We start from the raw sequence: 10,022 nt of genomic DNA on the forward strand, positions 1-10,022 counted from the left end.
CGGCACGGCGCCGCGCGCCGGCGCGTGCAGCAGCAGCTCGTCGAGGCGCTGCTCCGGCAGGAAGCGGCGGCCGGCGTTGCGCAGCGCGCGCTGGTCGAAGCCGAGCTTCTCGCGCAGCGGATCCGGCCGCCAGATCGCGATCGCCGCCGTCACCACGGTGCCGACGAACAGGCTGGCCGCGACCGCGCGGCCGAGCCGGCTCCAGCCGGTCAGGCCGAACAGGGCGTCGGGCGCTAGCCAGGGCTGGCCGTACAGGCCCTGCTCGAGCCAGCCCGGTGCGACGCCGCGCACCTGCGCGGCGAGCGGCACGAGCAGCGCCCAGCACCAGATCGCGAAGCCCGCGGCGATGCCGGCGATGACCGCGCGCGGCGGCGTCTGCGGCCGCCAGACGGCGAAGGCCAATGCCGGCGTCAACGTCGCGAGCGCCGAGAACGACACCGCGCCGACGTCGGCCAGCGCCTCGTTGCCGGCGATCAGCCGGTTGTAGGCCCAGGCCAGCAGCATGATCGCGGCGATGCCGACGCGGCGCAGCAGCAGCACGGTGCCGCGCAGGTCGCCGCCGCCGGTACGCCGCCAGGCGCTGCGCAGCAGACCCGGCGCGAGCCAGTGGTTGCCGATCATCAGGCTCAAGGTCAGGGTGCTGACGACGACCATGCCGGTCGCCGCGCTCAGGCCGCCGAGAAACGCGAACAGCGCGAGACCTTCGTGCCCCTGCGACAGCGGCAAGGCGAGCACGTAGAGATCGGGCGGCAGGCCCGTGTCGGCGAGCAATGCGTCGCCGGCGTTGGCCAGCGGCAGCAGCGGCAGCGCGATCAGCAGCAGGTACAGCGGAAACAGCCAGCGCGCCGTGCGCACGTGCGCCTCGTCGCGGCACTCGACGACACCGACGTGGAACTGATGCGGCAAGGTGAACATCGCGAGCACGCCGAGCAGCACCAGCGGCAGGAAGCCGCCGGCCATCGGCCGCGGCGCCGCGGCGGGCTGCGCCGGCAGGTCCAGGCCGAACAGCACGAACACGCCGAGCGCGAGCATCGCGGCGAGCTTGAACAGCGATTCGAAGGCGATGGCCAGCACGAGGCCGCGGTTGTGCTCGGCCGCGCCGACGCGGCGCGTGCCGAACAGCATCGCGAACAGCGCCATGGCCAGCGCGACGTAGAGCGCGCCGTCCTGCCACGGCGCCTGCGGCGCTTCGGCGGTGGAACGCGTCAGGGTCGCGTAGCTCATCGCGACGGCCTTGAGCTGCAGCGCGATGTACGGCACCAGGCCGAGCGCGGCGACCGCGGTCACACTCGCGGCGACGCCGGTGCTCTTGCCGAGCCGCGTCGCGATCAGGTCGGCCAGCGAGCTCGCGTTCGACGCGCGCGCCAGGCGCACGAGCTTGACGAGCGCAAGCGCGGCGAACGCGTACAGCAGGATGGTGCCGATGAAGGTCGGCGGCAGCGGCCAGCCGTAGCGCGCGGCCTGGGTGACCGTGCCGTAGAACGTCCACGAAGTGCAGTAGACCGCGAGCGACAGCGCGTAGACGTAGGCCCAGTGCCGCGCGAGGCCGGCGGGCCGGCGCTCCGCGTACAGCGCGACGCCGAACAGCGCGCCGAGCCAGACCAGCGCGGCCAGCACGACCGGGCCCACACTCAACATGGCTTGGCCTCTCCGGGACGAGGCGGCATGGTAGCGCGCCGCTGCAACCGCCGGTCGCCGCCGACCCGGGCGGCGCCGATCGGCGCGACGCGAAAAAACAGGCGTCCGTGCCCGGCCCGATCGGAAAAAGCAGCGCGCAGACCCGGAGGAGAGGAGAGCCGGCGCGCTCGGCCGGCCGCCGCACGCGGCGGCCGGTCAACTGCTGCCGCGACGATCAGAAGTCGTAGCGCGCGCTGAGGGTGTACTGGCGCGGCGGACCGTAGAAGCCGGTCAGCACGCCGAGCACCGGGATGTTGTAGCCGGTCGTGCGATAGGCCTTGTCGGTCAGGTTGGTGCCCTGCAGCGACAGGGTCCAGTCCGGGTTGACCTTCCAGATCACGCCGGCGTTGACGAGGCCGTAGCCGTCCTGGCGGATGACCGGGCTCAGGTCGGTGGTCGGCCAGACTTCGCTCTGGTAGCTGTAGCCGGCGCGCGCGGACAGGTTGCCGCCGTTGGCCAAGGTCGTGCGGTATTCCAGGTTTACGGCGCCGGAGAAGCGCGGCGCATTCGTGAACTTCTGGCTGGATGCGACGTTGACGCCCTGAGTGAAGAACTCGTCGTATTTCGCGTCGAGCCAGGCCAGGTTGCCGTTGATCGCCCAGTGCTCGCTCGGCAGCCACTGGTATTCCATTTCGAGGCCCTTGACCTGGCCCTTGCCGGCGTTCGTGAAATCGCCGAAGAACGCGTCGTCGACGCCGTCGCCGTTGCTGTCGAATGCGGTGAACACCGACAGCTGGATGTCCTCGTACTTGTTGTAGAAGTAGGCGAAGTTCAGGAACAGGCTCTGGTCGGCCAGCGCCATCTTCGTGCCGACCTCGAAGCTGTCGACCTGCTCGTCGGCGAACGGCTCGGCCGAACGCGGCACGGCGACCGAATTGGCGCGGATGTTGAAGCCGCCCGACTTGAAGCCGCGCGAGGCGACGCCGTAGAGCATGACCGCGTCGTTGAGCTTGTAGTCGAGCGCGATCTTCGGCGAGGTGTTCTTGAAGTTGACCGTGCGATTGAAGTTCGCGACCGTCGTCGTCGGCACCGTGAACGTCGCGTCGGTATAACCGCGGTTGAGCACGACGGCGTGCTTGTCCTCGTCGGTCCAGCGCGCGCCGACGTCGAGCGCCAGGCGGTCGGTGAAGTCGAAGGTCCAGTCGCCGTAGACGGCCAGGCTCTCGGTGTAGACCGTCCCCTGCGTGTCGCCGAACGACGCGTTGAAGAAGTTGTTGAGCACCTGGCCGCCGGCTTCGCCGTCGAAGCTGTAGACGCCCATGACGCCGCGCGCCATGCCGCCGCCGTCGTAGTTGACCTGCAGCTCGTTGGTCGTCTGCTGGTCGCGGTAGAACGCCTTCACGTCGGCGATCTTGTTCGGCAGGGTGTCGAAGTCGATGTTGGTCTCGGTGTCGGAATCGCGCCGGCCGAAGATGTACTTGAACGCCCAGGAGTCGGTCGCGCGCCAGTTCGCCGTCGCGGACACGCCCTTCATCTTGGTGTCGTTGACGTTCGGCATGCCGCTGCGGATGTCGTAGCGGTCGTCGAGCGGATCGATGCCCGGCGCGAAGCGGTTCGGCGCGAGCATCTTCGCGCCGCGCACGCCGGACTGGTCGTCCATCCAGTCGTAGGACAGGCCGATGTCGAAGCGCTCGCTGAGATCGGCGCCGACGCTCGCGCGGAACGCGTTGATCTCCTTGTCGCTGACCGGCGCGCCGTTGGTCAGGTTCTCGCCGAAGCCGTCGCGGTTGAGGCTGGCCACCGCGAGGCGCGCGCGGACCGGGCTGTCGCTGCCGCCGATCGGGCCGCCGAGCGCGCCCTTCGCGTCGAGCTGGCCGTAGTTGCCGACGCTGAGCTGCGCGAAGCCTTCGGCTTCCTTGGGCAGGCCCTTGGAGATGTATTTGATCGCGCCGCCGATGGTGTTCTTGCCGTACAGGGTGCCCTGCGGGCCGCGCAGCACTTCGACGCGCTCGACGTCGAACACGTCGAGCAGCGCGCCCTGCGGACGCGCGATGTAGACGTCGTCGAGATAGATGCCGACGCCCGGATCGACGCCCCAGAGCGGATCGGACTGGCCGATGCCGCGGATGTAGGCGGTGACCGTGCTGCTGGAGCCGCGAGCCGCATAGATCGTCAGGTTCGGCACCTGCGCGTCGAGATCGCCGATGTCCTCGACGTTGAGCTTTTCCATCGCGTCGGCGGTGAACGCAGTGACCGCGATCGGCACGTCCTGGAGGGTTTCCTCGCGCTTGCGCGCCGTGACCACGACGCTGTCGAGCGTGGTCGCGCTCTTGCCGCCGGAGGCCTCGCCTTCGGCCGGCGCGGCGGCCGCTTCGGCCACGGCCGCCGTTTCCGGCGCGGCCGCCGCTTCGTCGTTGGCCCAGGCCATCGGCGACAGCAGCACGCAGCCTATCGCCAGCGCCAGACAATTTCGCTTCATCCGCATCATCGCTTCCCCTCCTACCGGGTGCGTCTTGTCAGCGGACCCCTGCCGCCGTTTGTGCCGCAAGGCTAGGCCGCGGCCGCTTGGCGCGGCATCGTACCTTCGGACAATGGGCCGTCCGCAGGCGCTTCCCGACACTCGCCGCGTCGGGCGTCTGGAGCCGGGGAATGTCTTTTCTGATCGTGTTGGCCGCGTTGTGTTTTCTGATGTGGATCGCCTACCGCGGCCATAGCGTCATCCTGTTCGCGCCGGTCGCCGCGCTCGGCGCGGTGCTGCTGACCGACCCGTCCCTCGTCGCGCCGATGTTCACCGGCCTGTTCATGGACAAGATGGTCGGCTTCCTCAAGCTGTACTTTCCGGTGTTCCTGCTCGGCGCGGTGTTCGGCAAGCTGATCGAGATCTCGGGCTTTTCCAAGGCCATCGTCGCCGCGACGATACGGCTGTTCGGCGCCGACCGGGCCATGTTCTCGATCGTCGTGGTCTGCGCGCTGCTGACTTACGGCGGCGTCTCGCTGTTCGTCGTCGTGTTCGCGGTCTATCCGTTCGCGGCCGAGCTGTTCCGCCAGAGCGACATTCCCAAGCGCCTGATCCCGGGAACGATCGCGCTCGGCGCGTTCACGTTCACGATGGACGCACTGCCCGGCACGCCGCAGATCCAGAACATCATTCCGTCGACGTTCTTCGGCACGAATTCCTGGGCCGCGCCGGTGCTCGGCTGCATCGGCGCGGTGTTCATCCTGATCGTCGGCCTGCTCTACCTCGACTGGCGCCGGCGCGGCGCGCGCGCCGCCGGTGAGGGCTACGGCGACGCCGCCGGCCTGCACAACGAGCCGGCCGCGTTCGCCGGCGCGAACCTGGCCAATCCGCTGATCGCGATCCTGCCGCTCGTGCTGGTCGGTGTGACCAACAAACTGTTCACGGGCCTGATTCCGAAGTTCTACGGCAGCAGCCACGAATTCGTGCCGGCCGCGATGGGCAAGGCCGCGCCGGTCGTGCAGGAAGTGTCCAAGGTCGCCGCGATCTGGGCCGTCGAAGGCGCGCTGCTCGTCGGCATCGCGACGGTGCTCGCGTTCGCCTGGAAGCCGGTTACGGCGAGCTTCGCCGAAAGCACGCGCACGGCCATCGGCGGGGCCCTGCTCGCGGCGATGAACACGGCTTCGGAATACGGCTTCGGCGCGGTCATCGCGGCGCTGCCGGGCTTCGTCGTCGTCGCCGGCGCGCTCGCGGCGATTCCGAATCCGCTCGTCAACGAGGCGGTCACGATCACCGCGCTGGCCGGTATCACGGGCTCAGCATCGGGCGGCATGAGCATCGCGCTCGCGGCGATGGCCGAGACCTTCATCGCGAACGCGAACGCGGCCGGCATTCCGATGGACGTGCTGCACCGCGTCGCCGCGATGGCCTCCGGCGGCATGGACACCCTGCCCCACAACGGCGCCGTCATCACCCTGCTCGCCGTGACGGGCCTCAGCCACCGCCAGGCCTACAAGGACATTTTCGCGATCACCCTGATCAAGACCCTCGCGGTCTTCGTCGTGATCGCCGCGTTCTATCTGACCGGCCTGGTCTGAACCGCGGCCCGGTCGCGTTCGCGGACCGGTCTAGTCGACCCAGACGGCGACGTCGCCGGCCTGCATGCGCCCGATCGGCACGGCCGCGGCGAAGCCGTTGTCGCGGAACGTCGCGAGCACGTCGGCGAGCGACTCCTCGGCGCAGGCGACGAGCAGGCCGCCGGAGGTCTGCGGATCGCAGAGCAGCACGCGGTCGGTTTCCGTCAGCGCGTCGCCGGGACGCACGTCGCTGCCGTACGAGGCCCAGTTGCGCGCCGACGCGCCGGTGAACACGCCGGCCTCGGCGAGCGAGCGCGCGCCGGGCAGCAGCGGCAGATCGTCCATGCGGATCCGCGCGCCGAGGCCCGAGCCGCGGCACATCTCGAGCAGATGCCCGAGGATGCCGAAGCCGGTCACGTCGGTCATCGCATGGACGCCGTCGATCGCCGCGAGCGCGGGCCCGACGGCGTTGAGCTGCGTCGTCGTCGCGATCATCGCGCGATAGCCGTCCGCATCGAGCTGCCCTTTCTTCAGCGCGGCCGACAGGATGCCGACGCCGAGCGGCTTGCCGAGCACGAGTGCATCGCCGGCGCGCGCCTGCGAATTGCGCCGCACTTGTTGCGGATGCACGAGGCCGAGCGCGGCCAGGCCGTAGATCGGTTCCACCGAATCGATGCTGTGGCCGCCGGCGATCGGAATGCCGGCCGCCGCGCAGACGGCTTCGCCGCCGCGCAGGATGTCGCGGATCTGTTCCGGCGCGAGCTTGTTCAGCGGCATGCCGACGATGGCCAGCGCGAGGATCGGCGTGCCGCCCATCGCATAGACGTCCGACAGGGCGTTGGTCGCGGCGATGCGCCCGAAGTCGTACGGATCGTCGACGATGGGCATGAAGAAATCGGTGGTCGCGACGACGGCCTGCTCGTCGTTGAGCCGATAGACCGCCGCATCGTCGGAGGTTTCGGCGCCGACGAGCAACGACGCGAACGGCGTGCCCGGCGAGGTGCCCTTCAACAGTTCGGCGAGCACGGCCGGCGCGATCTTGCAGCCGCAGCCGCCGCCGTGCGACAGCGAGGTCAGGCGCGGAGCGGCGGATTCGGTGGTCTCCATCGTCGTCACCGGCTCGGGGAATACCTGGATGGCGGAAGGCAGCAGGAGTCGAACCTACCAGGGAGCGATCGGCGCCCCCTGCCGGGGTTGAAGCCCGGCCGCACCGCCGGGTGCGCGTGCCTTCCTCAACGGTTCGCCGGCGCATCGAGCGTGCTTTTCCAGCCGCTGTCGCTGCGCAGCACACGCGCATCGCGCTGCCGGCGAGTGTAGCCAACACGATCGAAGAACTCCAAGATCTGCACGACGCGCTTGCGCCCGACGCCGACCTTGTCGCGGTAGGCGGCGACGTCGAGTCTGCCGCCCTGCGCGACGAGCTGCGCCGCGAGTCCGGCGAGCTCGCCGACCGCGGCGCGTGCGTAGAACAGATCCGGCACGATCTGCAGCACTTCGCCGTCGGCCGCGAGCTTGCGCAGCACGCGGCGCATGAGCGCTTCGCCGACGTCGAGCACGCGCGCGAGGTCGCGCGTCCACGGCGGATCGAAACGTCCGGCGGCGAGCAGCGGCAACACCGCGTCGGCGAGCCGGCGTTCGTCGGCCGATAAGGTCACCGCGTGCTCCGGTCGATGCAGCCACGGTCCCTTGCGCACGATGCGGCCTTCGCGCACGAGCTCGTCGACCAGCGCGAGCCATGCCGACGGCGCGAGCGCCGGCACGGCGATGCGGCGCAGGCGACCGGCGTCGGGACCGGTTTCGTCGGGCATCTGCGCATGGAACTCGCTCAATGCGCCGAGCACGCGGTCACGCAATGCCTGCCAGTGCCGGTCGGCGATCGCGAGGCGCCCCGAACCGGTCGCGACGAGATGCGTCGCCGCAGGCAGCGCCAGGCCGTCCGGCAGCCTGCCCGTCAACTGCACGAGCTCGGTCTCGGCGATGCCCTGCGCGGCGCCGTCGAGCAGCGCGTCGAGCCCGTCGCCGGCGAGCATCTGCGCGAGCGCGGCGAGGCGCTGCATCCGTTCGGCCGCGCGACGCCGCCGCGCAGGCGCAAACGGATCGAGCAGCAGGCCACCGCCGACCGTGTGCGCCGCCTGCGCGTCGCGCACGATGTAGCGGTCTCCGGGCCGCGCGCCGATCGGCGCATCGAACACGAACTGCACGCGGCAGCGGCCGCCGCCGGCCAGCCGTTCCGCGTCGAGCAGCACGACGCGCACGAGCCGGCGCGCGGTGCCGACGTGCAGATGCAGCAGCGACCACTGCGCGAGCGGCGGCGCCGTATCGAACAGCCGCAGCTCGGCGTCGACGCGCGCCGTCGTCGCGAGTCCGCGCGGATCGGCGATCCAGTCGCCGCGCGCGACCGCCGACTTTTCGATCTGCGCGAGATTCAGCGCGCAGCGCTGGCCGGCACGGCCGCGCCCGGCGGCGCGGTTGTGCGCATGGATCGCGCGCACGCGTGTCGCGATACCGGCCGGCAGGACCTCGACGACGTCGCCCACGTCGACGTGGCCGTCCGCGACGAGGCCGGCCGCCACGGTGCCGTGGCCTGCCAAGGTGAATACGCGATCGACCGCGAGGCGGAACAGGCCGTCGTCGCCGCGCCGCCGCGCCTGTGCCGCGGCAGCGAACAGATGCGCGCGCAGTTCCGAAACTCCGGCGTCGTCCGGATCGGTCGCCGCGACGGCGAACACCGGCGCGGCCTGCAATGCCGTCGCCGCAAGCAGCTCCGCGACTTCGGCGCGCACGGCATCGACGCGATCGGCGTCGACGCGGTCGGTCTTGGTCAATGCGACCGCGCCGCGCGCGATGCCGAGCAGATCGAGTATCGCCACGTGCTCGCGCGTCTGCGGCATCACGCCGTCGTCGGCCGCGACGACGAGCAACGCGAAGTCGATGCCGCTCGCGCCGGCGACCATGGTGTGGATCAGGCGCTCGTGTCCCGGCACGTCGACGAAGCCGAGCGACTCGCCGGCCGCGTCGCTCGCGCCGGGCAGGTAGGCGTAGCCGAGCTCGATCGAGATGCCGCGCTGCTTTTCTTCCTTGAGGCGGTCGGTATCGACGCCCGTCAGCGCGCGCACGAGCGTGGTCTTGCCGTGGTCGATATGGCCGGCCGTGCCGACGATCACGGCAGCAGGCCGTCCCAGGCGGTGCAGAACGCGGCTTCGTCGCACTCGTCGAGACAGCGCAGATCCAGCCACAGCGTCTTGTCGGCGATGCGGCCGAGCACCGGCTGCGGCAATGCGCGCAATGCGGTCTCGAGGCGCTCGATGCGTGCGCCGCGCTGCGCCGGCCGGATCGCGAGCCCGAAGCTCGCGAGCGTCTCCACCGGCTGCGCGCCGCTGCCGATCTGGCTCGCGAGCGGTACGACGGCGACCGCGAACGCGTCGCCGAGCGCGGCCTGCACGAACGGCCGCACGCGCTGCGCCTGCGCCTCGATCGCGGCCGCGGCGCGGGTCAGCAGGCGCAAAGTCGTGAGGCGCTCGGGCAGGAACTCCGGCGCGCGGTACAGCGCGAGCACCGCTTCGAGCGCGGCGAGCGTCAGCTTGCCGACGCGCAGCGCGCGCTTCAGCGGATTGCGCTTGATGCGCCGCACGAGGTCGGCGCGGCCGACGATGATGCCGGCCTGCGGGCCGCCGAGCAGCTTGTCGCCGCTGAACGTCACGAGATCGGCACCGGCCTCGATCGCCTCGCGCACGGTCGGTTCTTTCGGTAGCCCGTAGCGCGCGAGATCCACGAGCGTGCCGCTGCCGAGATCGACCGCGAACGGCAATCCGTGCATGCGCGCGAGCGCCGCGAGCTCCGGCGCGGCCGCGCTGTGGGTGAAGCCGTGGATCGCGTAGTTGCTCGTATGCACCTGCAGCAGCAGCGCCGTGCGCGCGCCGATCGCCGCGGCATAATCCCTCGCATACGTGCGGTTGGTCGTGCCGACTTCGACGAGGCGCGCGCCGGCGCTGCGCATGAGATCGGGCAGACGGAAGCTGTCGCCGATCTCGATGAGCTCGCCGCGCGAGACGATGACGTCGCGGCGGTTGGCCACGGTGTTCAGCAGCAACAGCAGCGCGGCCGCGTTGTTGTTGACGACGGTCGCCGCCTCGGCGCCGGTCAGCTCGCCGATCAGGCTTTCGACGAGGCTGTCGCGGTCGCCGCGCCGGCCGGCCGTTAGATCGAATTCGAGGTTCACCGGCGCCGTCAGCGCGTGCGTGACGGCCTGCACGGCCTCGGCCGGCAGCACGGCGCGGCCGAGATTCGTGTGCAGCACGGTACCGGTCAGGTTGAAGAGCGTGCGCAGCCGCGGACTCGCGGCATCGGCGAGCCGCGCCGCGAGCGCCGCAGAA

General features: G+C 70.7%; 6 protein-coding genes and 1 tRNA gene. 1 reads left to right on the forward strand and 6 read right to left on the reverse strand.

Translation table 11 applies throughout. The annotated features are described in order from the left end of the window. Together NON22_RS14765 and NON22_RS14770 are read right to left on the reverse strand one after the other, a co-directional pair. A partial coding sequence (locus NON22_RS14765; RefSeq protein WP_484600504.1) for an SLC5/6 family protein occupies window positions 1-1,638 on the reverse strand: 1,638 nt, incomplete at its 3' end. Between the two features lie 214 nt (window positions 1,639-1,852). Continuing rightward, complete coding sequence (locus tag NON22_RS14770) at window positions 1,853-4,096, reverse strand: TonB-dependent receptor (protein ID WP_257387712.1); 2,244 nt, start codon at window positions 4,094-4,096, stop codon at window positions 1,853-1,855. A 170-nt stretch (window positions 4,097-4,266) separates the two neighbouring features. Here NON22_RS14770 and NON22_RS14775 point away from each other — a divergent pair, with 170 nt between their 5' ends. After that, window positions 4,267-5,670 (forward strand): GntP family permease, encoded by a 1,404-nt coding sequence (locus tag NON22_RS14775; protein WP_257387713.1) that lies wholly within the window; start codon window positions 4,267-4,269, stop codon window positions 5,668-5,670. Window positions 5,671-5,700: 30 nt separating this feature from the next. On the opposite strand, the gene selD is transcribed toward NON22_RS14775, so the two are convergent. From selD to selA, 4 genes are all read right to left on the reverse strand, one after another. Further along, window positions 5,701-6,756 carry a selenide, water dikinase SelD gene (gene selD / locus NON22_RS14780; protein ID WP_257387714.1) on the reverse strand — a complete coding sequence of 352 codons (1,056 nt, stop codon included), beginning with the start codon at window positions 6,754-6,756 and terminating at the stop codon, window positions 5,701-5,703. Window positions 6,757-6,785: 29 nt separating this feature from the next. Further along, a tRNA-Sec gene (locus NON22_RS14785) sits at window positions 6,786-6,881 on the reverse strand. Beyond that, the gene (selB, locus tag NON22_RS14790; RefSeq protein ID WP_257387715.1) at window positions 6,882-8,813 is read right to left on the reverse strand and encodes a selenocysteine-specific translation elongation factor; all 1,932 of its coding nucleotides are present in this window, start codon (window positions 8,811-8,813) and stop codon (window positions 6,882-6,884) included. It abuts the tRNA gene before it with no gap. Beyond that, the coding region (gene selA / locus NON22_RS14795; protein WP_257387716.1) for an L-seryl-tRNA(Sec) selenium transferase at window positions 8,810-10,022 on the reverse strand (1,213 nt) is incomplete at its 5' end. The genes selB and selA, both read right to left, overlap by 4 nt.

Source organism: Tahibacter caeni, from assembly GCF_024609805.1.
Lineage (GTDB): Bacteria > Pseudomonadota > Gammaproteobacteria > Xanthomonadales > Rhodanobacteraceae > Tahibacter > Tahibacter caeni.

Bases quoted from the DNA above. Each gene is read 5' to 3' on its own strand.
- NON22_RS14770 (WP_257387712.1), bottom strand. From the start codon at position 4,096: ATGAAGCGAAATTGTCTGGCGCTGGCGATAGGCTGCGTGCTGCTGTCG.
- selD (WP_257387714.1), bottom strand. From the start codon at position 6,756: ATGGAGACCACCGAATCCGCCGCTCCGCGCCTGACCTCGCTGTCGCAC.
- NON22_RS14775 (WP_257387713.1), top strand. From the start codon at position 4,267: ATGTCTTTTCTGATCGTGTTGGCCGCGTTGTGTTTTCTGATGTGGATC.